The organism is Syntrophaceae bacterium (genome assembly GCA_013177795.1).
Lineage (GTDB): Bacteria > Desulfobacterota > Syntrophia > Syntrophales > UBA2192 > UBA2192.
In genome coordinates this window covers 1-22,809 of record JABLXY010000002.1, presented here as the reverse complement: position 1 = coordinate 22,809, position 22,809 = coordinate 1, and the positions used below count along the sequence as shown (strand labels likewise).

The window sequence follows — 22,809 nt, the reverse complement described above, 5'->3', positions numbered from 1 at the left end:
TCTAGAAGGTTTCGTCCTTCAGTTTGATGACGATGTTTCTCTGGTTCTGCCGGTCGTTGATCACCACTTGGGAGGCATCCACGCTCCTGAGATAGAAGGCGCTGCCGAAATCGAGCTTCTCGCCGACCTGGTACGTGTTGCCGTTGATGACGGCGAGTTTCTTCTCGCCCATGTCGACAAACCCCGAGTAGACGATGTCCGGTCCGCCCGCACCCCCGGGCCCCGCCTTGGCCGCGGCGGGCTGGACCTTCTTGTAGAAGGGGTCTTTCGCCCAGGCCGCTTCCGCCCTGGCGATCACGTAGCTCTCGGTCGGGGAGGATGCCACCTTCTTGAGCTCCGCGGCGATCTCCTGGATGATCTTCTCCGACCCCGTGTACTGATCCGCCGGCTTGGCCCCCGGCTTCGTGATCGCGGGCGATAGGTAGTACGCGAGGGCAAAGAGGATCGAGAAAATCATGACGCCGACGATGATCTTTTCACGCTTGCTCATGGAGCCCTTTCCCCTGTCGTCCGTGCGGATGCCTGCGGCGGCCGGTCAGCCGACGGCGAGCCACACCTTGAGCCGGAACTCCTTGGTTCCCGGCAACTGCTGGATCTCGATCTCCTCGATCTTCTCGAGGTAGGGCCGGTCGCCCAGCTCGATCAGGAAATTCCGGAAGTGATAGTAGTCCCCCTTCAGGGTCGCATGCACGAGCATGACCGGCGAGCCCCCGACCAGGGAGTTGATGTCGGGGTTGAGGGACACGAGATCGAGCTTCGCCTTCTGGGCCATTTCGCGGAAGATCAGGGGGATCTGGTCCCTCTGCTCCGCGGAGAGTTTCGCCTTCGCCGGCAGCGGGAGATGCCGCTCCGCCCTGACCTTCATCCGGTCGAAGAGCTGCTTGGTCATGGGCGCATAGCTCTGGTGGGTGTTGATCTTCGTGTTCAGATCGTGGATCTCCGCGTCCAGCCGTGCGATCGTCCGGTGGTTGTAAAACCCGATCCAGACGAGAATCAGGATGATGACGAGCCCCGCAATCAGCAGCGTCAGGCTTCGCGTCGCAAAGGGCATGTGTTTCCTCAGTTCCATGGCTCACCAGGCTAGAGCTTGATGTTCAGGACGAAGTGCAGGACTTCCCCCTCGGCCTTGTTCTGCTGCAGCGCCTCGACGACGCTCCGCTGCACGGTGGCCTCCTTCACCAGGGGAGACCCCTTGAGCCTCAGCACGTAGCTCGACAGGGTGCCCTCGAGCATGCTCCTTTCGCCCATGACGATCCCGTCGATCTCCAGGGTCCTGGCCGCGGCCTCGGCCGGCTTCGCCGGCGCAGGGCCTTTTTCCGCCGCCTTGGCCGCGGGCGGGGCTTTCGTCTCGGGCTTGCCCAGGCTCGTCTTGATCTTCAGGAACCGGACATTCTCGGGCGTCAGGGCGGACAGTTCGCTCAGGACGGCCATGCCCAGGTACCGCTCGCTGTACTCCTTCTTCAGGCGCCGCTCCTCCCTGTCCTTGGCCGCCAGCTGGAGGATCAGCTTCGTGTCGACCATCAGGTTGAGCGACGAGAGCTGCTGGTTGAGATCGGCGATGGCCGCTTTCTTCTTCGACGCGATGCGCTCCTGCCAGGCGAAGGTGCCGAGGCCCACAATGATGAAGGCAGCCAGGGAGAACAGGATGGCGCGGTTCACCCGGCCCACCGTGGCCATCTTCTCCTTTTCCTTGTAGGTGAACAGGAGGTTGGGCGTCCTCGTGTTGTCCGACAGGGCGAGGCCCACCGCTACGGAGAGGGCGGCCTTCTCGGAGGACGTCGCGGGTGCCGTGTACCCGGAGATGTACGGAATGGAGGGGTCCAGGGGGTCGATCACCCCGCTCTCGATCCCCAGCTGCTCCCCGATGTAGTCGATGAGGGGCCGGTAGGCGTTCACGACGCCCGAGATGTAGACCCGGCTCACCTTCTCGCCTCCCAGGTTGGCGAAGGTGCGCTCCACCTGGCGGACGAGGCGGTCGAGGGCCGGGCGGACCATGTCGAAGATTTCCTCTTCCGAGAGGTCGTGTCCCGCATCGTCGGGGGTCAGGGCCGGCGCGTCGGGGTCGAGGCTCATGATGAGCTTGTGGGCCTGCGTGGGCGTGATGGTGAAGTCCATCGCCGCGGCACCGCTCCACCGCATGTCCCGGGCCGGGGGGCGCCTTCGGTCCGTGTAGCCCTCCACGAGAGACTCCACCATGCTGTTCATGCCGGTCTTGATGTCCCGGGTCAGGATCAGGCTGCCCCGGGAGTAGATGTCGATCCGTGCGCCGTCGCGGCCGATGTAGAGGCTGGCGAGGGTTTCGCCGTAGGTCGGCATCCACTTGGTCCGGAAGAGGTTTTGAATGGCGAAAGGGGCGATGGTGAGGCCGCTCAGGGGATAGCCCGCGTCGTTGAAGAGCTCGACGACGGCCTCCACTTCGCGCCTCGGCACCGTGTAGACCATGACGGAGGTCTTCTTGATCCCCTGCTCCACCACATCGGACTGGACCTCGAAATCGAGGATCGTGTCCGAGTCCTCGAAGGAGAGCTCCCGCTTGGCCGTCCAGTAGATGGCGTTCTCGAGCTGCTTTCGCGGGACCTTGGGGACCTTGATGAACCGGACATCCACCTTGGACGAGGACATGAGGTTCCAGAGCTGAAGGCCCTTGGCGGGACCGCAGAATTTCCCGAGCTCGGATTTCAGGAAGCCCGTGAACTCGTGCGTCCCCCGGGTGATCGTGGAGGGTACGGGCACGCGCCGGAAATCGACGAGCCGCCACTGATCGGCGGCGGTCTCTTCCACTTTCACCATCTGGAGGACCTGGTGGCCGATGTCGATGCCAACCGTGACGGGTCTCTGGAACGCGGGGGCGAGGGACGAGAAGGGGCTTGCCTTTTTTCTCTTCGGCACGACGGGCCTGTAGGAAGACTCTGCATCGGGAGCCGCCTTCGCTTTTCCCCGGATGACGTTGAGAAGTTTTTCCGTGGAGGAAATTTCCCGATTGGAGGCCATGCTCACCTTCTTGTCGAAAAAAGTCCCTGGCGGCCGGCAACCGTCAGCGCTGCCGGAACCCCTGAGTCACGAAAGCAAAAATCCCCAAAACCCCTCCAGAACAGGGGCCCCAGGCGGTCCATCAAAAATCGCGAATAATACCAAACAGTTACGCACAAAAAGAAAAGCCTTTGAAACCATTATCTATTTTGCTCTTTTTGTCAAGCTTTTTTAGGACCCGGAAACGACTGCAACGATTGCACAATATATGCCATAAAACAAATACTTACCCTTGACGGGGGATGGCGGACGCGCTGCCTCCATTTCACATCCACAAATTTTGCAGGCCCGCGCCGCCGGGCTCCCACCCCTTGCCGGGGATGGCAAAAGGCTCGGCGTAACGAGAACTTCCCGCAAAACCGGGTGACACCGACCCGGAAAATCTGCTATGGGAATGTCTCGAGCTGATGCAAACGCTGAAAAGCCGCGGCGCGGACACAGCATGACCGGGGAGAGAGCGATGAGACAATTTTCCGTCAGGACGCAGGCACGAACCCAGATGATCGACATCACGGGCCAGGTCCGGTCGGTCCTCCGGGAAAGCGGAATCGAAAGCGGAATCTGCTGCGTGTTCGTCCCGCACACGACGGCGGCCGTGACGATCAACGAAAACGCGGACCCCGACGTGCCCAGGGACATCCTGTCCCAGATGGACAGGACAATCCCCCTGCGGGGCGATTACCTGCACGGCGAGGGTAACTCGGCGGCCCACATCAAGGCGTCGCTTTTCGGGGCGTCGGAAACAATCGTCGTGGAAAAGGGAAGCCTCGTTCTCGGGACCTGGCAGTCGATCTTCCTCTGCGAGTTCGACGGCCCCCGGACGAGGCAGGTGTTCGTCAAGGTCATTCCGGGATGACGGATGAAGGCCGCGATGACCGGCAGCAGAGACTGAAAGACGGCCCGCGGCCAAGAGATCCGCACTCTTCTCATGCCGGTTGCCCCGCTCAACGGGCGGGGATCAACGGGAGGGTGAAGGCAGGCGGCGGGAAAGGTCGGCGGCGATGGACGGGGTCACCGTAACGATTCTGGGTTCCGGCACCATCGTGCCCTCTCTGCGGAGAAGCCCCAGTGCCCTGCTGCTCGAGGCTGCCGGCCGGAAACTCCTAATCGACATCGGCCCCGGCACGATGCGGCGGCTGCTCGAGGCGGGGACGGGCATCGGCGAGATCGACTGGGTTCTCATCACCCACCTTCACCCCGATCATTCAGGCGAGCTGGCCTCCTTCCTGTTTGCCACCAAGTACCCCGAGACCTACAGGAGGCGCAGCCCCCTCACCGTGGTCGGCGCCCGGGGCCTGCGGACGCATCTCGACGGGCTTGCCGGCGTGTACGGCGATTGGGTTGTCCTTCCCGAGCACCTCTTTTCCCTGAGGGAGCTGGACAGCCGCATTCCCGATGCCTGGGCGGCCGGGCCGATCACCGTGCGGTCACGGCCGATGGCGCACACGGAGATGAGCATCGGGTACCGCGTCGAGGCGCCCGGGGGCGTGGTGGTGGCCTACTCGGGCGACACGGGCCCCTGCGAGGCGCTGGTGGAGCTTGCCCGGGGGGCCGATCTCTTCCTCTGCGAGTGCTCGCTGCCCGACGGGATGCAAGTCGAGGGACACCTGACACCGTCCCAAGCAGGGGCCGCCGCGGCAGCGGCGGGGGTCCAGCGGCTCGTCCTCACCCACTTCTACCCGGAGTGCGATGCGGCCGACATCGAGGCCCAGTGCCGGAGGACATGGCAGGGCCCGCTGACGCTGGCCGAGGACCTGATGAGGATCCGGCTCCCCTCGGACCGCTGAAACCCGGTGCGGCGAACGGCGGGGACAAAGAAAAGCCGGCTTGCTTTCGCTTGCCGGCTTTTTTCTCACTTCTTTCCGCTCTTGATGGGGACCTTCCTGGCCTTGGTCTTCGCCTCCGCCGTCTTGGGCAGCCTGACGGTGAGCACGCCGTTCTTGAATTCGGCGTCGATTTTCTTGAGATCGATCCCCTCGGGCAGCGGGACCGTGCGCTGGAAGGTTCCGTACGAGCGCTCCACGTGGTAGAAGCTTTTGCCCTTCTCCTCCTTCTCTTCCTTCTTCTCCCCCTTGAGGGTCAGGGAATTGCCCGCCAGGAGAACCTCCACGTCCTTCTCCTCCATGCCGGGGAGCTCGGCCGTGATGCGGTATTCCTTCTCCGTCTCCTCGAGGTCCATCTTCGGTGTGAACCCGCCCCAACGCTCCTCGGCCGTGCGAAGGGGCCTGAGGTCAAATCCGCGGAAGAAATCGTCGAAGAGGCGGTTGACCTCCCTTTGGAGGGAGAAGAGAGGAAACTCTTCCTCGCGTCTCGCCGGCGGGGTCGCCTTCGCCTGGCCCGCCGGGACCACATCCTTGATCTTGTTCGCCATGGTGTGCCTCCTTTCCACGGGATAGCAATGCCTTTACGCTGACTTCACGCTGATCTTCCTGAGCTTCACGGGCTCCGCCTTGGGGAGGGTGAGCTTCAGGACCCCGTTCTTCACCGACGCCTCGATCTTGTCGCGGTCGATCTCGTCGGACAGGGTAAAGGCCCGCTCGTAGTCGCCCGCCTCGTATTCCAAGTAGGCGGCGCGGTAGCCTTCGTATGACGCGGGCTGGACCCTGCCCGTGAGGGTCAGCACGTTCTTCTCGAGGGTGATGTCGACGGACTTTTCATCCACACCGGGCATGTCCGCCAGCAGGACGATGGCATCCTTGGTTTCGTGGATGTCGACCCGGGGGATGAACACCTTCATGGACTTCGTCCTCTCCGTTTCAACGGGCGAGGAAGCCTCTCTCTTCTGGATATCTTTCTCAGCCATGAGGGTTGCCTCCTTTCGTCACTTCTGCGTCTTGATCGCGATCTTTCTGGGCTTGTCCGCCTCCGCGCGCGGCAGCCTGACCGTCAGAACCCCCTTGTCGTAGCTGGCCTCCACCTTGCCGGAGTCCACGGCGTAAGGAAGACGGAAGCTCCGGGTGAATTCGCCGCTTGCGCGCTCCCGGCGATGGGACACCTCATCGGGCTTGAGCTCCTCCGGCTTTCTCGAACCGGAGAGCCTAAGGACGTTCTCGGCGACCGTGATGTCGAGACTCGCCGGGTCGACCCCGGGAACCTCGGCCGTCACGATGACATCCTGATCGGAAACCCAGATGTTGACCGCGGGGAACGTGGCATAGGGTGCGCTCTCTGCCGAGAGAAGACGGTTGACGTCCCGCTGCAGCCGCTCCATTTCCCGCCAGGGGCTCCATACCCTTCCGAATCGACCAAATTCCGGCCAGAACATCTCGCTTCAACCTCCTTTCACGGTTTGTGGTTTCGCCCGGGGATCCAACCTTTTCGATGCCCCCGCTCTGCGTTTTTGCGGATAAATTAAACCCGGTTTTCGGCTTGTCAAGACCGGCGGAAGGAGGGGTTGAGGGGGCAAGAGGCAGGAAAGGCCGGGTTCTCGGGGGGGTCACGACGGCCGGGCAGTCAAGGGAGCCGCCGGAGACATTCGAGGCAGCAGCGGCTAGAGCACAAGGGCGCCCCGGTAGAAGAAGTACAGTCCGATCAGCTGGATCACGTGGTAGATATCGTTGTGGTTGAAGTGGCGGCCCAGTTGGAAGCCGCTGCGCTGGACGGCGGCGGCGGCGAAGCTGACGAGAATCCCGACGGCGATGAGCTTCGCCCCCGGCGAGCCCGTGGTTACGTAGCTCAGCCCCATGGCCCCCAGCACAAACGCCATGGCGATGGAGTAGAAGACGATGACATTGCGGAACCGGTAGTCCCGCCAGATCCATGCGGCATAGACGAGGGAGAGGCCCAGGACGGTCCACCGCAGGATGTCGGCATCATCGGCCGGGAGCAGGTGATAGAAGGTCCCGGCCAGCATGGCCGTCACGGACGTGCCGACGGCGATGCCCGTGATGCGCCACAGAAGAGGCACCCACCGGACGAGGGCCGTGTGCCGGGTGGCGTGGATGGTCGCCCCCGCGAGGGTCCCCAGGGCTGTCAGGAAAAACGACAGGGCGAAATAGCGGTGCACGGGCGTATCGGATACGCCCAGGATCCTCGTGCCTGCCCAGGCGGCCGCCACCGCGAGGAGGACATCCGTCAGGACGGTCATCGGCTCGGGGCCGAGGACCCCGTGCTGCCGCTCCCGATCGCTCATGCCCCCTTCTCCAAGCGACGGATCACGAATCGCTCGTCCTCGCCCTCGCCGAAGATGCTGACGGGGTTGGGCACGGCCGAGTAGACCCGCAGGAGATCGCCGGTGGCGACCCGAAAGCTCTTCGTGGGGACGGCGGGGTTGAACATGAAATGCCCGGCCCGCAGGATTCCCTCGTCCACGTAGAAGGGCAGCGCCGGGTCCCGGTGCCCGAAGGGGGGCACCGAGCCGGGGTCGCAGCCCGTCACCTCCATCAGTTCCTCCCGGCTGGCGAAGCGGATGTCCTTCGTGCCGAACTCCTTCTTGAAGAGCCTCGCCTTGATCTCCTTCTCGGCCGTGGTCACGAGCAGGTAGTATCTTCCCTTGGCCTTCAGGAGGATGCACTTGCTGCTCGCCCCGCTCCAACCCGCCTGCCCGCGGTAGGCCAGCGACTCTTCGCAGGAGCCCACAGGCGGGTGATCGATCTCGTCGTAGGGGATCCCCATCCGCTCGAGAAGGCCCCGGATGGCCTGGCAGATTTCCTGTGACATGTCCGCTCCTTCTCGCTTTCGCCCCTCTCTTAGCAGAAATCCCCCTTCCTGATAAGCGGAAATCTGTGCTACTCTCGCAGGCGCACGACCGCAACGGAGGGGCCCATGAAAACCTTCAAGATCGCCACGTACAACGTCAACTCGGTCCGCAGCCGGCTTCCCATCGTGCTGTCATGGCTCGAGAAAAACCGGCCCTCGGTGCTGTGCCTCCAGGAAACCAAGACGGAAGACGCCAAGTTCCCCGTCAAGGAATTCGAGGAGGCCGGCTGGAGCGTCGTTTTTCGCGGGGGCAAGGGCTACAACGGCGTGGCCATCGTGTCCTCGCTGCAGGCCGAACAGGTGGCCCTCGGCCTCGACGACGGAGGACCCGCCGACGAGGACCGCCTCATCCGGGCCGTCTTCTCGGGGATCGCCGTGGTCAACACCTACGTCCCCCAGGGCGTCGAGCGGGAGAGCCCCAAGTTCGCCTACAAGCTCGAGTGGTTCAGGCGCCTTCGGAAGTTCTTCGCGAAGCATTACAAGCCGGATCAGATGGTCCTGTGGTGCGGGGACCTCAACGTGGCCCGCGAGGAGATCGACGTGCACAACCCGAAGAGGCTCCTGGGACACGTGGACTTCACGCCCGAGGTCTGGGAGGGTTTCGATCACGTGAAGGAATGGGGGTTCGTGGACGTCTTCCGCAAGCACCACCCCGGCGAGCCCAACCAGTATTCCTTCTTCGATTACCGGGTGCCCAAGTCGGTGGAAAGGGGGCTCGGCTGGCGCGTGGATCACATCCTGGCCACAGCGCCGCTGGCGAAGAAGTCCGTCGACTGCTGGATCGACCTGGGGCCGAGGAAGGCCGAGAAGCCGTCGGACCATGCCCCCATCGTGGCGGAGTTCAAACTGTAGTAACGAAGACAAATCCGCCCCCGCCCGCCTTTTCAAACGGAGGGGGCCGCAACTCCCCCTTTTGAGGCTGTGTCGCAATAGGGAGTAGGGGCTGAGTTCTTTGACAAAAAAATATCCGTAACGCACCTCGAAGGATCGCCAACCCCGGCCCGGTGTGCTAGAGTGCTCCGCGAAAGGAGATGCGCTCATGCCTATCGAACCGGCGACCGTCTGCAACTGGGGCTGCTGCCCGCCAGCATCGAGGACTACGTGTCCCCCGAGGACCCGGTACGGGCCTACGATGCCTTCGTGGAGGCCTTGGATCTGCCGCAACTGGGCATCGAGGTGGACCCCAACCAGGTCGGCAACGCCGCCTACGATCCGCGCGCGATGCTCAAGCTGCTGGTCTACGGCTACTCCTACGGGGTACGCAGTTCCCGCAAGCTCGAACGGGAGTGCCACCACAACCTGGCCTTTGTGTGGCTGATGGCCGGGCTGAGGCCCGACCACAAGACCATCGCGGAGTTTAGGCGCAACCACAAGGCGGCCCTCAAGCAGGTGCTCCGGCACTGCGCCCGGCTCTGCATCAAGCTCGACCTAATCGCGGGCAACGTGCTGTTTGTCGACGGCACAAAGATCCGGGCCAATGCCTCACGCTACCGCAGCCATGACCGGGCCTGGTACGAGAAGAAGCTGGCCGATCTGGATCGGCGCATCGAGCAGCTGTTGCAGGACTGCGAGGCCATCGACCGCCGGGAGCGGCACATGGACTCGTACGTGGCGATGCGAAAGGACCTTGCCCAGACGAACACGCTCAAGGACCGGGTCCAGGAGGCCCTGCGGGGCTTCGAGGGAGGCAGCCACCGGCACGTCAACCTCACCGACCCGGACTGCGCCCTGATGAAGAGCGTCCAGGGCAGCCACGCGGCCTACAACGTCCAGTTGGTGGTGGATGACAAGCAGGGGCTTCTGCTGCAGGCCGATGCCGTCGAAGAGACCAGTGATGTCAACCAGTTCGCCCGGCAGATCGAGGCCGCCAACGCGCTGCTGGAGAGTCCCTGCGAGACGGCCTGCGCCGATGCCGGCTATGCCGACACGGCGGAGCTCGAGAAGATCGACCGCCAGGGGATCCGAGTGATCGTGCCTTCACAGCGGCAGGCGAGGAAAGAGCCGGAAAAGCCGTTCAGCAAAAGCCATTTTGCGTATGACCCAGAGCAAGATGACTACAGCTGCCCTGAAGGTCACAGGCTCCGGTATGAATCGACGGAAAAACGCACGGGCAAGCGGCACTACGTGATCACCGACGCGGCCATCTGCCACGCGTGCCGGCACTACGGGAGCTGCACCCAGGCGCGCAGGGGGCGCAAGATCATCCGGCTGCCCAACGAAGAGGTTAAGCTCAGGCTGGAGGCCCAGTACGAGGAGGCCGCCTCGCAGGCCGTCTACGAGAGGCGCAAAACCCGGGCCGAGCATCCCTTCGGGCACATCAAGCGCAACCTCAAGGTCGATGCCTTCCTGCTACGGGGGCTCGAGGGGGCGCGAGCCGAGGTCTCGATGCTGGCCAGTTGCTTCAATGTGGCTCGCCTGATCTCGCTGCTCGGGGTCAACGGGCTCATCGAGAGGCTCCGGGCCCTCGGAAGGCCCTGCTTCGCACCGGCATGAGGCTCAACGGCGCCTTCAAAGGGCCCTGAACCATCAAAACCTGCCCGACAGACCGTGCGCGGATAGACGTTACGGATATTTTGTTGTCAAAGAACGGGTAAACAACTCGTCCCCTCTTGACTGTTGCGACACAGCCTCTTTGTAAAGGGGGATGGGGGATTTGTACGGAGCCTCTCTGCACCCTCATGTCTGAACGATCCTCTGAAGCACGCAAAACTTCCATCCTGAAAGACGGTATTCGCGCCGCCTGGCCCATCTGCCTGGGCTACATCCCCATCGGGCTGGCCTTCGGCGTCCTCGCCCAGAAGGCGGGACTCTCCGCGGCTGCCGTGGGGCTCATGTCGGCGCTGGTCTTCGCGGGCAGCGCCCAGTTCATCGCCGTTGCCATGCTGGGGACGGGGGCGGGCATCGCCGCCATCGTCGCCACGACCTTCGCCGTCAACCTGCGCCACCTGCTCATGAGCTCGGCTCTCTCCGTCTTCCTCAGGGGGCTCCGGAAACGGTGGCTGACGCTTTTCGCCTACGGAGTCACCGACGAGAGCTTCGCCGTGAACCTGGCGAGGTTCAGGGAAGGCGGCTGGGACTGGAAGCGGGCCCTGACGGTCAATCACGTCACCAACGCGGTGTGGGTGACGAGCACCGTGGCGGGCGCCCTGGGCGGGGCCCTGATCCCGGCCCATGCCCTCGGGATCGACTATGCGCTCATGGGGATGTTCCTGTGCCTGCTCGTCTACCAACTGAGGGGGAGGATTTACGTCCTGACCGCCGCGATCGCCGGGGCGTCGGCGGTGGCGATCTCGCTGGCCGTCCCCGGGAACAGCTACATCGTGGCTGCCTCGGTGATCGCCGCCACGGCGGGCCTTTTCATTCGGAGGCGATGGCCCCGGGTCGCACGGGAGAAGGGTGCGTCATGATCACGCAGGACTACCTTCTTCTGTGCCTCGGCATGGGCCTCGTTACCTATCTCCCCCGCTGGGCGCCCCTCGTGGCCCTCTCGCGGCGGTCACTGCCGCGATGGCTCGAGGAGTGGCTCGATCTCATCCCCGCGGCGATCCTCAGCGCCCTGATCCTCCCGGCCCTGGTGACAGCCGGCGAGCCGAGGCAGCTCTCGCCCTGGAACAAAGACCTGCTCGTGGCGGTGCCCGTGTTCCTGTTCGCCCTGCGGACCCGGTCCCTGGGCGGCACCGTCGTCCTGGGGATGACCCTCTACTGGCTGGCGGGGCAGGTTCTCGGATGATCTACGCCAAGCTCTTCCTCACGGCCGTGTTCTGGGGCGGGACCTTCATCGCGGGCCGCATCCTCGCACAGGAGGTCGAGCCCTGGTCGGGTTCGTTCCTGCGGTTCCTCGTGGCCTCGGTGTGCATGTTTCCCCTGGTACGGCACTTCGAGGGACGCCTGCAGACTCTGAATCGGAGGCAGTTTCTCCTCCTGTTCCTCTCGGGGATGACGGGCGTTTTTTTCTACAATGTCTTCTTCCTCACGGGCATGCAGACGGTGCAGGCGGGGCGCGCCTCGGTCATCGTCGCCTCCAACCCGGTGTTTATCTCCCTGTTCGCTGCGCTTCTGTTCCGGGGGGAAAGGATGACCCCACTGAAGGCCTTGGGGGTCGCGCTCTCCGTTGCCGGGGCCGCCTACGTCATCACGCGGGGAAACCCCGGGGAGATCTTCCAGGGGGCCATCGGGCGGGGGGAGCTGCTCATCTTCGGCTGCGTTGCAAGCTGGGTGTCCTACTCGCTCATCGGCAAGGTCGTCATGCGGGACGTGATGCCCGTCTCGGCGGTGACCTACGCCTGCCTCATCGGATCGACAGCGCTTCTGCCGCCGGCACTCTTCGAGGGGATGGCCGGCAACCTCGGCAGCTATTCGCCTTCCGCCTGGCTCTCGATCGTCTACCTCGGCGTCTTCGGCACCTGTCTCGGCTTCATCTGGTATTACGAGGGGATCCGGCAGATCGGCCCGTCGAGGGCGGGGGTGTTCATCAACGTCGTGCCCATCAGCGCCGTGATCATGTCCTTCTTCCTGCTCGGCGAGACGATCGACGCCTCGCTGCTCGCCGGCGGGGCCCTGGTGCTTGCGGGCATCTACCTTACAAACCGTCCCGCCGCCGGCGCATGATGCAGGGACCGCAGCCGGCAACGAAAAGGAAAGCAGGGCCGTGACAAGCCCTGCTTTCTTCTATTCCAGAACACGGGGGGTTCCGTGCTCCTCGATCGCTTACCCGGTGCCCACGACGGCGAAAAGCGCCGCGGCCACCCTACCGGTGATCAAACCGGCCGTCCGGCCGCCAAAACGCCGGGTGGCCCTGATGGTGACGCCTCCAGTGCTTCACATGCCCCGGGGGCACATGCACGTAAACCGGTCGTGCAACCACCACGGGCGCGGGCCTGACGACGACCACGGGTGCCGGCCGCACCACAACCGGGTGCGCGTAGACAACCGGCGGAGGGAAGTGCCCGATGGAGAACTGGCCGTAGAACCCCGGCTGGCCGATGCTGACGGACACGCCGACGTCGGCAGCCTGCGCCGCCGTCGCGGCAACGAGGGTGATTGCCATGGCAAACAGAATGCGTTTCATGTTCGGTTCCTTTCCGCTGTGCTGATTCTCTCCTGTTTTACCTGTCCTGCCGTTTCCGTTGAATCGCTCCGTTTGACGGGTAAAACGAATACCGGGACATTCGGTTTACAGCCTCTGGACCCGGGCCGACCCGAGACGAGGTTTCAGGTGAAATTCGACGGCATTTCGTGGTATTGGGTTATCATGATCGATACCGGCATTGAACGACGGCAATAGGAGGTGGATGGACATGATGAGGGGGAAATGCATCGCAGCCATCATTGCACTGGGGCTTTTCATCGGTGCGGCGGGAATCGCAGCGGCCGCCTCGCAGGACAAGTACGCCCTGCCCGAGCCCTACCTGGCCTGGGAAAAGGCCTACCTCAAGGAATTCCCGGAACTGCAGGGGCTCATGGACGTCATGATCGCCACGGCGGTCCAGCAGTTGAAGGAACCTGAGGGCGATATCCTTCACAACCGGGTGTGCTCGGCGCTGGCTTACGAAATGGGCAGGCCGTTGACCCGGCAGGAACGGAAGCTGGCCGTCGCGGCCGATATCCTCCACAACATCAGCAAGGAGGACAAGGGGGCTGTCTTGACCAACCCCGACGTGTTCCGCAAGTGCTCGGAGATGGTCGCAAAGCTGAAGAAGGCAGGGTACTTCAAGCCGTCACCCGGCTTCTGGGGTGACGAGGCGCTGCTGAAAAACCCGAAGGTCGGGGCCAATCTCGCGCTGATTCACCACATCACGGGCGCCCTGACGGCCGGAGAGATCGCCCGCCGGGCGGGAGGATTTTCCGAGAAGGACATCGAGATGATGCAGGTCACCATCATCGAGCACTCCACCGGGTACTGGTACTTCCGGGATTCCGTGGATCAGGCGGCGGGCCGCAAGGGCGCCTGGCAGGCCGTCTTCCCGGAGCCGGAAAACGAGTCGGCCAAGATCGCCCATGACGCCGACCTGATCTCCCAGTTCGTCTACGAGTCGGTGGTCCCCGCAGGGAGCAAGTGGCGCGAGCTTGCCAAGAAGCGCTGGAATGCCAAGGACACGAAGGAGGAAGCCCACATCGTCTACTACGTGTTCCTCCGTCTCTACGAGGAGGCCAAGACGGAAAAGGGGAAGGCCCTGGCCAGGCAGGATTGGGAGAAGATCCGGCCCGAGCTGGTGAAGCTCATGGGCCTGAAACCGGATGAGGACCCCGTCAAGGTCCTCGGCGTGCCGAAGATCTTCCAGTAACAGACAGAAAGGACCGCGGAAATGAAAAAGCCCCGGCGGCTTCGGCTGCAGGGGCTTCCTTTTCACAAAAAGGGGGACAGTCCCCTTTTTATTCAGTCCCGCTTGGAAAGCTTCCTCGCGATCACGTTGGCGATGATCACCAGGGCCGTCGAGATGAAGATCATGATGATGCCAAGGGCCGAGAGCCTCCCCCACAGCCCGTCCTCGGCGAAGCGGAGGATCTGGACGGCCAGCACCTCCGTGCCGGGCCGCGACAGGACGACGGAGAGGCTCAGTTCACGGACGAACATCGTCGCCATGAGGATCCAGCCCGAGGCGATCCCTGGGACGAGCAGCGGAAGGACGATCCGGCGCATGGTGTAGAGAGGCCCACCCCCGCAGACCCGAGAGGATTCCTCGAGGTGGCTGTGGATCTGGACGAAGGCGCTCGTGAGGGGCCGCAGGCCGTAGGGCAAGTACGTGGCGATGTAGCCGATGAGAAGGGCCCAGATCGTGGAGTAGAGCGGCGTCTGGACGAAGAACCACATGAAGCCGACCCCCACGACGATCCCCGGGAAGGAAAAAGAGAGGAAGCTCAACGACTCGAGCAGGCCCGAGGCCTTCGTGCGGACCTTGACGATGACATAGGCCACGAAGAAGGAAAGGATCATTCCCAGCGTCGCCCCGCCGATGCCGAGGGTGAGGCTGTTCTTCAGGGCCAGCAGCGAGACGGGGTCCCTGAGGACCGTGACCCAGTGCCTTAAGCCCATCGCCGCGAAGGCCTTCGCGCCGGGGGTCATCACGTAGGGCACGAGCGACGTGTAGAAGAGCACGAGGATCGGCAGGACGATGAGCACGAAGGACAGCAGGGCCACGACCGCAAAGAGCGGATAGCGGGCGCCCTTGAGGTCGATGACGCTGGGCCGGTACCCGCGGCTGGAGATGGTCACGTACTTCTCGCCCTCCCGGGTCAGGCGCCGGTACAGGACGATGAGCGTGATGGAAGCCGCCAGGGCGCTCATGCCCACCGCCGCCGCCATCCCGTAGTCGGCGGCGTAGCCCGTGGCGACGATGCTGTAGATGTGGGTGGCCAGCACGTAGATCCGCCCCGGCATGCCGATGACCGACGGAACGGCGAAGGAGGCGAGGCTGCGGACGATGACGAGCGTCAGGGCCGCGAGAATGGCCGGCCGCAGCACGGGCAGGGTCACCCGGCGGAGGGTCCGCCAGTTCGATGCCCCGCAGACCCGCGAGGACTCCTCGAGGGAAACGTCGAAGGCCGACATGGCCGGCGCGATGACGAGGTAGGCAATGGGCAGGTCAAGCAGCCCCTCGACGAGGATCATCCCCGTGAGCGTGTAGATATTGAGCGCCGCCCCCTCGATGCCGAGCTGCCGAAGAAAGAGATTGATCATGCCGTTGGAGGGGTTGAGCAGCAGCACCCAGCTGACGGCAAACAGGATGTGAGGCACCATCATCGGGATGAGCGAAATGACGCCGAACATGAACTTGCCGGGGATGTTGGTCCGCGTGTTGAGGTAGGCCAGGAAGAGGGCGAGCCCCGTTGCGACGATGGCCGAGCCCAGGGTGAAGATGACCGTGCTGAGGAGGATCTCGGCGAAGGCCGGGTCCGTGTAGGCCGCGACGTACTTCTCGACGGTGAAGGCGCCAAAGGCGCCCAGCTCGCTGCTGAAGCTCCCCAGGACGAGCATGACGACGGGACAGAGCGTGAGGAAACCGACAATCGCGATGAGGCCCGTCGTCAGCGCCGAAGACGTTTTTTGCATGGCCGTTCAGTGCATGAGGATCGAGCAGTGCCGCGGGTCGAAGTGGAGGGCGATTTCCTCGCCCTCGCGGATGGCCGCCGTCGGCTCGATCCGGAAGATGAGCAGCGTCTCGCCGACGCGGATTTCCCCCTCGTAGGCATCGCCCACGAAGACCAGGGACTCGACCTTCCCCCGGAAGACATTCTCCCCGTCGCCCCGGCCTTCCGTCAGCACGCGGATGAACTCGGGCCGGATGCACACGGTGACCGCCTGCCCCATCGCCGCGCCGGCCTTCCGGGCGCAGGCTATGGGACCGATTGCGGAGTCCACCCTTGTGCCCGTCTCCCCCGAGGCCGCGACCGTGCCGGGGATGAAGTTGGCATGCCCAATGAAGTCCGCCACGAACTGCCTGTCGGACTCGAAGTAGATCTCGCGGGGCGTCCCCGTCTCCACGATGCGGCCGTTTCGCATGACCGCAATCAAATCGGAGAGCGCCAGGGCCTCGATCTGGTCATGGGTGACGTAGACGGCCGTGATCTTGAGCTCCGTGAGAAAGCGGCGCAGCTCCTTGCGCGTCTCCTCGCGCAGCTTCGCATCGAGGTTGCTCAGGGGCTCGTCGAAGAGGATCACCTTCGGCTCGGCGACGAGGGCCCGCGCCAGGGCCACGCGCTGCTGCTGGCCGCCGGAGAGCTTGGTGGCGGGCCTCTTCTCGAAGCCGTCGAGCCGGACGAACTGCAGGGCCCGGGCGACCTTGCGGGCGACGGCCTCCCTCGGTTCGTTGCGGGCCTGCAGCGGGTAGGCGACGTTGTCGAAGACGGTCATGTGGGGCCATATGGCGTAGGTCTGGAAAACCATGCCCAGGCCCCGCCTGTCGGGCGGGACAAAGAGGCCCCGCTCGGCCGAGAAGACGACCTCGTCGCCGATGGCGATCTCGCCCGAATCGGGTGACTCGAGGCCGACGATGCAGCGCAAGAGCGTCGTCTTGCCGCAGCCGCTGGGTCCCAGGAGGGTGAAGATCCGGTTCGACGGGATCACCAGGTCCACGTCGACCAGTGCCTCGATCCGCTTGCCCTCCGATTCGTAGTATTTGCTGACGTTCTTGACGCGGATTTCCATGAATGCGCCCTGGACGTTTTCCCCTGCGTCACTTCTCCGAACAAGCGGCCCTTCCCGGATTTCCCCCTTCGACCGGGGACGCGTCCCGGCAGGGTGTGCAACCATGCATGGTGCGTTCCCGACCGGGCCGCCCCGCGAAGCGGACCGAGGCGGCAAAAAGGGGGAAGACAGGTTTCCGCCCCCGTGGCGACGGCCAGCCTACTTCGCGAAGATCTTCTTGAACTCGGCCCCCCACTTCCTGATCTCGTCGTCGGAGAGCTCCCGGATCGGGATGACCTTGGCCTTGTCGATCCCGGCAATAGGCGGGTAGACGCCCGGGGCCAGAACGTACTCGCCCACCTGCTCGGCCATGATCTTCATGGCCTCCCTGGACAGCCAAAAGTCCACGAAGAGACGCGCGGCGTTGGGGTGGGGTGCCTTGGCGGTGATGCCGATTGCGCGCGGGGTGCCCATCATCGGCTGCGAGACCCTCGCCCAGTCGAGCGGCGCCGGGGCCTTGGTGACGATGTACTTGGGCATGGATATGCCGATGAGCTTCTCGCCCGTTTCGATGGGGGCGGGCGTGGGGCCGAAGGAGGCCACGAACATCGGGTTGTTGGCCGCCAGGCCCTTCAGGAAGGCCCGCCACTCGGCGTCGGACTTGATCACGTTCTCCCTGAGGCCCACGAGCCAGGAGATGGTCGTCGGGTGCGTGGCGGGGTCGGCCATGACGATCTTGTTCTTCCACTTCGGGTCCGTCAGATCCTGGTAGGTCCTGGGGACGTCGGCCGCCTTGACGAGGTCCTTGTTGTAGATGAGGGCGACGTACTCGATGCCGAAGCTCTGGATCATCCCGTCCTTGTTGGCCCATTTCGGGTAACCCGCCGCGGCGGGGGACACGTAGGAGGCGATGACGCCCTTGCTCTTGAGCAGCTCCATCACCGGGATGGGCGCCTGCAGGACATCGGCCGTGAGCTTGCCCGCCGCGTGCTCCGTCAGGATGGTGGCGATGAACTTGCTCGTCGAGAGCCTCGTGTACTCGGCCTTGATGCCGTACTTGTTCTGGAACGCCTCCATCACGGGCTCCACGGAGGTCATGTTGGCGTAGAAGGCCACCTTCCCCTCGGCCTTCGCCTTTTCAACTGAGGACTGCGCAAAAGCACAGGGCGCCGCGGCAAGCATCATCATTGCGACGAGAACTGCGATCTTCTTCATGGCTTCATCCTCCTTCGCTGAATGCCCCATAACGATTCGTCTTTTCTCACCCGGAGCGGGTATCATAGTACGATTTTCCCCCTGCATCCACGGAAAAGAAAGACCGGGACCGGACTGCACCATTTGTGCCGTCTGCAGCAGGCGATGTCGTGGGAAAGGCAGGACCGAAACGCCCTGCCCTTCCCACGCCGAATCCCGTCATCCGCGGGTTGCCCCGCGCCCGCCTCAGCGGACCGTGAAGGCCGACTGGATCTGCTCGGAGAGTTGACCCGACTGCACCGTGCTGGTCACCACGTACAGCCCCTTTTTGGCACCGGCGGGAAGCGTCAGGGGGATATTGGACGTGAAGGTCCCACCCTTGCGGGTGACGGTCACGGAGGGGTTCCCGACGAGACTGCCTTCATGGCGGATTTCACGCGTCTCGACGACGGAGAGCTCCGTCGCCTCCGTGGGCGTCAGCACGGCATAGGTCAGCTTCATGTCGACTGTGCCGCCCGGTGCGACGGTCTGCGGCACGACGGACGCATTCTCGATGCGAAGCATGGGGCCTTGGGTCGACCGGTAGCCATACTGGTTGGCCGTCTCGCTCCGCGTCCTTTTCTGATCGGAGTAATAGTGGCCGATGGCCCCGCCGACGAGCGCCCCCAGCAGGCCGCCGATCACGGCGCTCTTCGTGTCGCCGCCCACAACGGCACCCAGCACCGCCCCGGCGGCGGCACCGACTCCAGCTCCCGTAGCGGCGCCCTTGTGCTCCTCGGGGACGGTCGCGCATCCGCTCACAAGCAGAAATACGCAAACGGTCACTGACGCAATGGTTCGTTTGATCATTTTCGTACCTCCTTCCGGGCGAAAAGTGTGTTGCCGGGTGGACGAAGGACAATACGCGTGGATTCGATTATACTGTGCTTGCCCGTTCCTGGCCAGCATCAACTTGATGACTCGAAATGGGGGTTAGACAGAAAAAGCAAGGCAGGGCCTGTCTCGACCCTGCCTTTTCTTCCTTACGCGCTGCGGCGTGGCGCGTGTTTGTCCCCGGTTCTTCCCTGCCCGGCGGCCTACTGCACGGTGATCGTCTGTGTGGCCGTCGCCCCTTTGCTGTCCCTGACCGTGATGGTCGCCGTCCCCCTGGCCTTCGGGGTCATCTGGAACTGCGTGGCGTTGACCTGCGTCAGGGTGAGCTGGTTGCCTGAGACGCTCGCCGTGTAGGGCGGTGCGCCGCCCTGAACCGAGAGGACCCGGATGGCGGCCGTACCCGTCGCGCCGAGTTGCAGCGTGTTGGACGACACGAGGATCTTCAGCGGTTCGACCGGGGCGGTGATCGTGACGGTGTGCTGCTTCGTCGTGCCCTTGGCGTCCTTGACCGTGACGACCGCCGTGCCCGCCGCTTTCGCGGTCAGCGTGTATTTCTTGTCGTCGACCCTGCTGACCGCGAGCTGGCCGCCTGACACCGTGACCGTGAAGGGGGCTGCGCCGCCCACCAGGGAGAGCGTGCCCGTCGAGCCCACCGTCAGCGTCGACGGCGCGGCGAGCGTCAGCACGGGCAGGTCCCGGACGATCAGCGACAGCTCGCGGGTCGCGCCGCCGCTGTCCCTGGCCACGATGCCGACGACGCCCGCCTGGCGGCCCGTGACGCTGTACTGCCCGGTTGCCTGCTGCTGAATGGTCACCGCGCCGGGGTTGCTCGCGGTCACCGTGTAGGGGGGCTTGCCGCCCGAGACGCTCAGGGGGGTCGTCTGCCCCACATCGATGGCCCTCGGCTCCGCCGTAAGCTGGGGAAACGACAGGGTGACCCACTCCTTGACGGTGATGGTCCTGCTCGCCGTCTGCCCCTGGCCGTCCCTGACCGTGACCGTGCCCTGCCCGGCCGCCTTTGTCGTGAGCGTGTAGACGGTCCGCCCGTAGGCGTCGTTGCCCTTGAGCGCCGCCGAGAGGTGCGGGCTGGTCGTCACCGTGTAGGGAGGGTTGCCGCTGCCGATGATCAGCTCGCCTTTGCCGCCCACGAGAATCGTGGAGTCGCCCGAGAGGCTCAGCGGCTTGGTCGTGCTCACGTGCACCGTGCCCTGCACCTTCGCACCCGCCGCATCCGTGACGGTGATCTGCGTCGACCCGGGGGCCACCCCCCAGACCATGTAGATGTTCGTCCTGGCTTCGACGCGGGCAATTCCGGGGTTGGCCGACACGACCGTGTAGGGTGCCTTGCCGCCCGAAACGCCGAAGCCTCGCCCCTGGCCGACCGCCACGGGGTTCGATGCGTCGGGCAGCGCGCCGAGGGCAAGGGGCTGCACCCCGGGGTCGTAGACCACGATCTCGCGGACCAATGTGTTGCCCTTGGTGTCCTTGACCGTGAGAATGGTCGTCCCGACCGCCTTGGGGATCACGTTGAAGGAGACCTGCGCCCCCGGGTAGGAGGGCTCGATGGCGACGATGGGCTTCGTCAGGCTGAAGGAGTAGGGCCGGGTTCCGCCGTTGATGTTCAGCGGGTAGGAGCCCTGCTTGATGCTCAGGCGGGTCGAGTAGGAATAAAACGAATGGCCGTCGCCGGCCACGACGCGGAGCGCCTCGGCGGCATCGGCAGGGGGTACCAGCCCCGGGCAGGTCAGGGCCGGCAACAAGACAGCCAGAAAAACGACGGACAGCGAAAACACCCTTCGAGACGAAAAGCGGATCATGGGTTCTCTCCCTTTCTATGGACTCAACTCCCTATAGCGGGGAGCGTCTTGACGTGCTGTGTTTTTGGTGATCCCGCTCAGCCTCCCCCCGATCCGCCCCTCGGCGGGGAGGACAGCAGTGGACAAGGGGGGCGGCAGAAATCACTGCGGCGCCCTGCGGACCAGCTCGAAGCGCAGCGGCTTCGCTTCGCCCTGGCGTTCCACTTCGATGGTCACCTGAGTGCCCGCCTTCCCGCGGACAAGGCTGGCGATCTGAGAGCCGTTCATCCCGCTGACATCCTCGCCGTTCACCTTCAGGAGGCGGTCGCCGGCCCTGATGCCTGCCGCTGCCGCGGGCATGCCCTCGACGACGCTGACCACGACTCGCGGATCCTTTTCCGCCAGGTTGATCCCGACGAGGCCCACGGTCTTGTCGAAGGCCGGCTTCAGGAAATCGGGGACGGACGTGTTTTTCACCTTGCCGGGTTTGAAGAGCACGATCTCCTCGGGCATCTCGCCGGATTTGTTCACACCGGTGCAGGTCTCCAGCCCGAAGAAAACGCCGGTGTATTCCGCGTTGTAGCGCGAGCGGACGAACTTGAGCCGGATCTTCGCCCCGTCATCTTCCACCGTCCCCGTGAACTCGGACTGGTCGCCGGGAATCGTGCAATCCGATTTTTCGTCTTTGTACGGAGCCCTTCTCCAGATTCCCTTGATGGCAGCGCCATCCATGGTCCCCGTGAAGACCTCCTCGCTTTTGCCTTTTCCTCTGAAATCGATCGCCCCGAAGGCCCCGTTGAACTTGACGTCTACTCCCGTGGCATTTCCCGTCCACCGGGCCGAGAAATCCGAGCCGGACACCGTGACGGTGAAAGGCCCCCTGGCGCTGTCCCATGCCCCCCCGAGATCGGCGACCTGTGCTTGCTGCTCGGCCCGGTACTCCAGCTTGTAGAGCTCGTCTCGGACCTTCCCCGCATCCGGGCCGTCGGGGGCGAGTTCCAGGAAGCGCCTGTAGCTGGCGATCGCGCCCTGGTAGTCGCCCGCCTTCGTCTGCGCGGACCCGAGGTACACATGAATGTCGGGCCAGTTCGGGGCCAGCCTTGCCGCCTGTGCGTACTCCCGCACGGCCCGCTCGAAGTCCTTTGGCGCCTTGGCCATCTCCTCGGCGGCCATCCCGCGCATCAGGTAGCGCCGGGCCTCCTCGGGAACGGCCTGGCCGAGACAGACGGCAGTGCCGGCAAGCAGAAGAGTCATCAACGTCAGGCAGCAGACACATCGTCGAACCATTCGAGTCCTTCCTCCGTTTCCATTCTTCCGCGGTACGGGTTTGCCCGCAACTCGCTGTATTCCTTCTCCTCGTGCGGATTGACCGCGCCGCGGAGAATCTTGCACATTTTGTGCCCTTCCGGGTGCGGCGCCCGCATCGGTTTCGGAATGCTTCTGCAGCCGGAATCTACAGGAATTTCGGGGGGAGTTTTGGGTTTCCGGGGAAGTGGAAACCCGGCAGGACGATGACCGATGAGGTGCCGTGGGCGACGAGCTTTCCTTTGCCGTCGAGAATTTCCGCCTCGCCGAGACCCAGGGTGCGGCCCAGCCGGATCCGCCTTCCGCGCGCCGAGAGCTTCCCGTTGGCAACGGGGGCCAGGTAGTTCACCTTCAGGTCCACCGTCGTGATCCCCGCGGACTCGTCGAGCTCGGCAAAACAGGACCAGAAAACGGCCGTGTCCGCAAGCGAGGCGATGACGCCGCCGTGAACGTTCCCGTACACCTGCAGGTGGTGGTCACGCGATTGAAGCTCGACGAGGGCCTCGCCCGCACCGAGCCCGGCGATGACCATGCCGAGGTGGCGGAAGTACGGGCTTTCGTTTGCCAGGGCCGTGACGGCCTTCACGTATTCGGGATTGAGTCTTTTCATGGCACCTTGGCGGGGTGCGGTTCGTCACCCTGACCCCGGCCCCCTCCTCCCGGAGGCTGTGTCGCAATAGGGAGTAGGGGCTGAGTTCTTTGACAAAAAAATATCCGTAACGCACCTCGAAGGATCGCCAACCCCGGCCCGGTGTGCTAGAGTGCTCCGCGAAAGGAGATGCGCTCATG

24 protein-coding genes are annotated in these 22,809 nt (G+C 64.2%); 8 read left to right on the top strand and 16 right to left on the bottom strand.

The features are described from left to right. Nucleotide 1: 1 nt before the first annotated feature. The 3 genes from HPY67_04950 to pilM are packed head-to-tail and all read right to left on the bottom strand — an operon-like array spanning nt 2 to nt 2,991. Entirely contained in the window at nt 2-490 is a 489-nt protein-coding gene (locus tag HPY67_04950) for a hypothetical protein (protein ID NPV04063.1), read from the bottom strand. Nucleotides 491-535: 45 nt separating this feature from the next. Then, entirely contained in the window at nt 536-1,069 is a 534-nt protein-coding gene (locus HPY67_04945; protein NPV04062.1) for a hypothetical protein, read from the bottom strand. 11 nt (nt 1,070-1,080) lie between these two features. Further along, entirely contained in the window at nt 1,081-2,991 is a 1,911-nt protein-coding gene (pilM, locus tag HPY67_04940) for a pilus assembly protein PilM (GenBank protein ID NPV04061.1), read from the bottom strand. A 499-nt stretch (nt 2,992-3,490) separates the two neighbouring features. Between pilM and HPY67_04935 the strand changes: the two genes are divergently transcribed. Beyond that, nucleotides 3,491-3,886, top strand: coding sequence for a YjbQ family protein (locus HPY67_04935; GenBank protein ID NPV04060.1), 396 nt, complete (start codon nt 3,491-3,493; stop codon nt 3,884-3,886). A gap of 145 nt (nt 3,887-4,031) precedes the next feature. After that, on the top strand, nt 4,032-4,817 hold the full coding sequence (locus tag HPY67_04930; protein ID NPV04059.1) for an MBL fold metallo-hydrolase: 786 nt from the start codon (nt 4,032-4,034) through the stop codon (nt 4,815-4,817). Between the two features lie 65 nt (nt 4,818-4,882). On the opposite strand, the gene HPY67_04925 is transcribed toward HPY67_04930, so the two are convergent. From HPY67_04925 to HPY67_04905, 5 genes are all read right to left on the bottom strand, one after another. Next, a complete protein-coding gene (locus tag HPY67_04925; GenBank protein NPV04058.1) occupies nt 4,883-5,401 on the bottom strand; it encodes an Hsp20/alpha crystallin family protein in 519 nt (172 codons plus the stop codon). A 33-nt stretch (nt 5,402-5,434) separates the two neighbouring features. Then, nucleotides 5,435-5,833, bottom strand: a complete 399-nt coding sequence (locus tag HPY67_04920; protein NPV04057.1) for an Hsp20/alpha crystallin family protein — start codon at nt 5,831-5,833, stop codon at nt 5,435-5,437. Between the two features lie 18 nt (nt 5,834-5,851). Then, nucleotides 5,852-6,295, bottom strand: coding sequence for an Hsp20/alpha crystallin family protein (locus HPY67_04915; GenBank protein ID NPV04056.1), 444 nt, complete (start codon nt 6,293-6,295; stop codon nt 5,852-5,854). 225 nt (nt 6,296-6,520) lie between these two features. After that, entirely contained in the window at nt 6,521-7,162 is a 642-nt protein-coding gene (locus HPY67_04910; GenBank protein NPV04055.1) for a hypothetical protein, read from the bottom strand. Next, the gene (locus tag HPY67_04905) at nt 7,159-7,689 is read right to left on the bottom strand and encodes a hypothetical protein (GenBank protein NPV04054.1); all 531 of its coding nucleotides are present in this window, start codon (nt 7,687-7,689) and stop codon (nt 7,159-7,161) included. The genes HPY67_04910 and HPY67_04905 overlap by 4 nt, the downstream gene beginning before the upstream one ends. A 105-nt stretch (nt 7,690-7,794) precedes the next feature. On the opposite strand from HPY67_04905, the gene xth reads away from it, so the two are divergent. From xth to HPY67_04880, 5 genes are all read left to right on the top strand, one after another. Further along, nucleotides 7,795-8,580 carry an exodeoxyribonuclease III gene (gene xth, locus HPY67_04900; GenBank protein ID NPV04053.1) on the top strand — a complete coding sequence of 262 codons (786 nt, stop codon included), beginning with the start codon at nt 7,795-7,797 and terminating at the stop codon, nt 8,578-8,580. Between the two features lie 162 nt (nt 8,581-8,742). Then, a complete protein-coding gene (locus tag HPY67_04895; protein ID NPV04052.1) occupies nt 8,743-10,221 on the top strand; it encodes an IS1182 family transposase in 1,479 nt (492 codons plus the stop codon). Between the two features lie 185 nt (nt 10,222-10,406). Next, nucleotides 10,407-11,135, top strand: coding sequence for an AzlC family ABC transporter permease (locus HPY67_04890; GenBank protein NPV04051.1), 729 nt, complete (start codon nt 10,407-10,409; stop codon nt 11,133-11,135). Beyond that, complete coding sequence (locus tag HPY67_04885) at nt 11,132-11,458, top strand: AzlD domain-containing protein (GenBank protein ID NPV04050.1); 327 nt, start codon at nt 11,132-11,134, stop codon at nt 11,456-11,458. Before HPY67_04890 ends, HPY67_04885 begins: the two co-directional genes overlap by 4 nt. Beyond that, nucleotides 11,455-12,336, top strand: a complete 882-nt coding sequence (locus tag HPY67_04880; GenBank protein NPV04049.1) for a DMT family transporter — start codon at nt 11,455-11,457, stop codon at nt 12,334-12,336. Before HPY67_04885 ends, HPY67_04880 begins: the two co-directional genes overlap by 4 nt. A gap of 139 nt (nt 12,337-12,475) precedes the next feature. On the opposite strand, the gene HPY67_04875 is transcribed toward HPY67_04880, so the two are convergent. Then, nucleotides 12,476-12,796 (bottom strand): hypothetical protein, encoded by a 321-nt coding sequence (locus HPY67_04875; GenBank protein NPV04048.1) that lies wholly within the window; start codon nt 12,794-12,796, stop codon nt 12,476-12,478. Nucleotides 12,797-13,025: 229 nt separating this feature from the next. Here HPY67_04875 and HPY67_04870 point away from each other — a divergent pair, with 229 nt between their 5' ends. Beyond that, nucleotides 13,026-14,012 carry a hypothetical protein gene (locus HPY67_04870; protein ID NPV04047.1) on the top strand — a complete coding sequence of 329 codons (987 nt, stop codon included), beginning with the start codon at nt 13,026-13,028 and terminating at the stop codon, nt 14,010-14,012. Between the two features lie 92 nt (nt 14,013-14,104). On the opposite strand, the gene HPY67_04865 is transcribed toward HPY67_04870, so the two are convergent. The 7 genes from HPY67_04865 to HPY67_04835 form a co-directional block, all read right to left on the bottom strand. Then, on the bottom strand, nt 14,105-15,778 hold the full coding sequence (locus tag HPY67_04865) for an iron ABC transporter permease (GenBank protein NPV04046.1): 1,674 nt from the start codon (nt 15,776-15,778) through the stop codon (nt 14,105-14,107). Between the two features lie 6 nt (nt 15,779-15,784). After that, the gene (locus HPY67_04860) at nt 15,785-16,873 is read right to left on the bottom strand and encodes an ABC transporter ATP-binding protein (protein ID NPV04045.1); all 1,089 of its coding nucleotides are present in this window, start codon (nt 16,871-16,873) and stop codon (nt 15,785-15,787) included. A 198-nt stretch (nt 16,874-17,071) separates the two neighbouring features. Next, on the bottom strand, nt 17,072-18,067 hold the full coding sequence (locus HPY67_04855) for an extracellular solute-binding protein (GenBank protein NPV04044.1): 996 nt from the start codon (nt 18,065-18,067) through the stop codon (nt 17,072-17,074). A 225-nt stretch (nt 18,068-18,292) separates the two neighbouring features. Beyond that, a complete protein-coding gene (locus tag HPY67_04850; GenBank protein ID NPV04043.1) occupies nt 18,293-18,895 on the bottom strand; it encodes a glycine zipper 2TM domain-containing protein in 603 nt (200 codons plus the stop codon). 227 nt (nt 18,896-19,122) lie between these two features. Next, nucleotides 19,123-20,736 (bottom strand): hypothetical protein, encoded by a 1,614-nt coding sequence (locus HPY67_04845; protein NPV04042.1) that lies wholly within the window; start codon nt 20,734-20,736, stop codon nt 19,123-19,125. A 141-nt stretch (nt 20,737-20,877) separates the two neighbouring features. Continuing rightward, entirely contained in the window at nt 20,878-22,002 is a 1,125-nt protein-coding gene (locus HPY67_04840; protein ID NPV04041.1) for a PDZ domain-containing protein, read from the bottom strand. Between the two features lie 166 nt (nt 22,003-22,168). Next, on the bottom strand, nt 22,169-22,630 hold the full coding sequence (locus HPY67_04835; protein ID NPV04040.1) for a PaaI family thioesterase: 462 nt from the start codon (nt 22,628-22,630) through the stop codon (nt 22,169-22,171). Nucleotides 22,631-22,809: the final 179 nt, after the last annotated feature.

Bases quoted from the DNA above. Each gene is read 5' to 3' on its own strand.
- HPY67_04950 (NPV04063.1), bottom strand. From the start codon at position 490: ATGAGCAAGCGTGAAAAGATCATCGTCGGCGTCATGATTTTCTCGATC.
- HPY67_04945 (NPV04062.1), bottom strand. From the start codon at position 1,069: ATGGAACTGAGGAAACACATGCCCTTTGCGACGCGAAGCCTGACGCTG.
- pilM (NPV04061.1), bottom strand. From the start codon at position 2,991: ATGGCCTCCAATCGGGAAATTTCCTCCACGGAAAAACTTCTCAACGTC.
- HPY67_04935 (NPV04060.1), top strand. From the start codon at position 3,491: ATGAGACAATTTTCCGTCAGGACGCAGGCACGAACCCAGATGATCGAC.
- HPY67_04930 (NPV04059.1), top strand. From the start codon at position 4,032: ATGGACGGGGTCACCGTAACGATTCTGGGTTCCGGCACCATCGTGCCC.
- HPY67_04925 (NPV04058.1), bottom strand. From the start codon at position 5,401: ATGGCGAACAAGATCAAGGATGTGGTCCCGGCGGGCCAGGCGAAGGCG.
- HPY67_04920 (NPV04057.1), bottom strand. From the start codon at position 5,833: ATGGCTGAGAAAGATATCCAGAAGAGAGAGGCTTCCTCGCCCGTTGAA.
- HPY67_04915 (NPV04056.1), bottom strand. From the start codon at position 6,295: ATGTTCTGGCCGGAATTTGGTCGATTCGGAAGGGTATGGAGCCCCTGG.
- HPY67_04910 (NPV04055.1), bottom strand. From the start codon at position 7,162: ATGAGCGATCGGGAGCGGCAGCACGGGGTCCTCGGCCCCGAGCCGATG.
- HPY67_04905 (NPV04054.1), bottom strand. From the start codon at position 7,689: ATGTCACAGGAAATCTGCCAGGCCATCCGGGGCCTTCTCGAGCGGATG.
- xth (NPV04053.1), top strand. From the start codon at position 7,795: ATGAAAACCTTCAAGATCGCCACGTACAACGTCAACTCGGTCCGCAGC.
- HPY67_04890 (NPV04051.1), top strand. From the start codon at position 10,407: ATGTCTGAACGATCCTCTGAAGCACGCAAAACTTCCATCCTGAAAGAC.
- HPY67_04885 (NPV04050.1), top strand. From the start codon at position 11,132: ATGATCACGCAGGACTACCTTCTTCTGTGCCTCGGCATGGGCCTCGTT.
- HPY67_04880 (NPV04049.1), top strand. From the start codon at position 11,455: ATGATCTACGCCAAGCTCTTCCTCACGGCCGTGTTCTGGGGCGGGACC.
- HPY67_04875 (NPV04048.1), bottom strand. From the start codon at position 12,796: ATGAAACGCATTCTGTTTGCCATGGCAATCACCCTCGTTGCCGCGACG.
- HPY67_04870 (NPV04047.1), top strand. From the start codon at position 13,026: ATGATGAGGGGGAAATGCATCGCAGCCATCATTGCACTGGGGCTTTTC.
- HPY67_04865 (NPV04046.1), bottom strand. From the start codon at position 15,778: ATGCAAAAAACGTCTTCGGCGCTGACGACGGGCCTCATCGCGATTGTC.
- HPY67_04860 (NPV04045.1), bottom strand. From the start codon at position 16,873: ATGGAAATCCGCGTCAAGAACGTCAGCAAATACTACGAATCGGAGGGC.
- HPY67_04855 (NPV04044.1), bottom strand. From the start codon at position 18,067: ATGAAGAAGATCGCAGTTCTCGTCGCAATGATGATGCTTGCCGCGGCG.
- HPY67_04850 (NPV04043.1), bottom strand. From the start codon at position 18,895: ATGATCAAACGAACCATTGCGTCAGTGACCGTTTGCGTATTTCTGCTT.
- HPY67_04845 (NPV04042.1), bottom strand. From the start codon at position 20,736: ATGATCCGCTTTTCGTCTCGAAGGGTGTTTTCGCTGTCCGTCGTTTTT.
- HPY67_04840 (NPV04041.1), bottom strand. From the start codon at position 22,002: ATGGTTCGACGATGTGTCTGCTGCCTGACGTTGATGACTCTTCTGCTT.
- HPY67_04835 (NPV04040.1), bottom strand. From the start codon at position 22,630: ATGAAAAGACTCAATCCCGAATACGTGAAGGCCGTCACGGCCCTGGCA.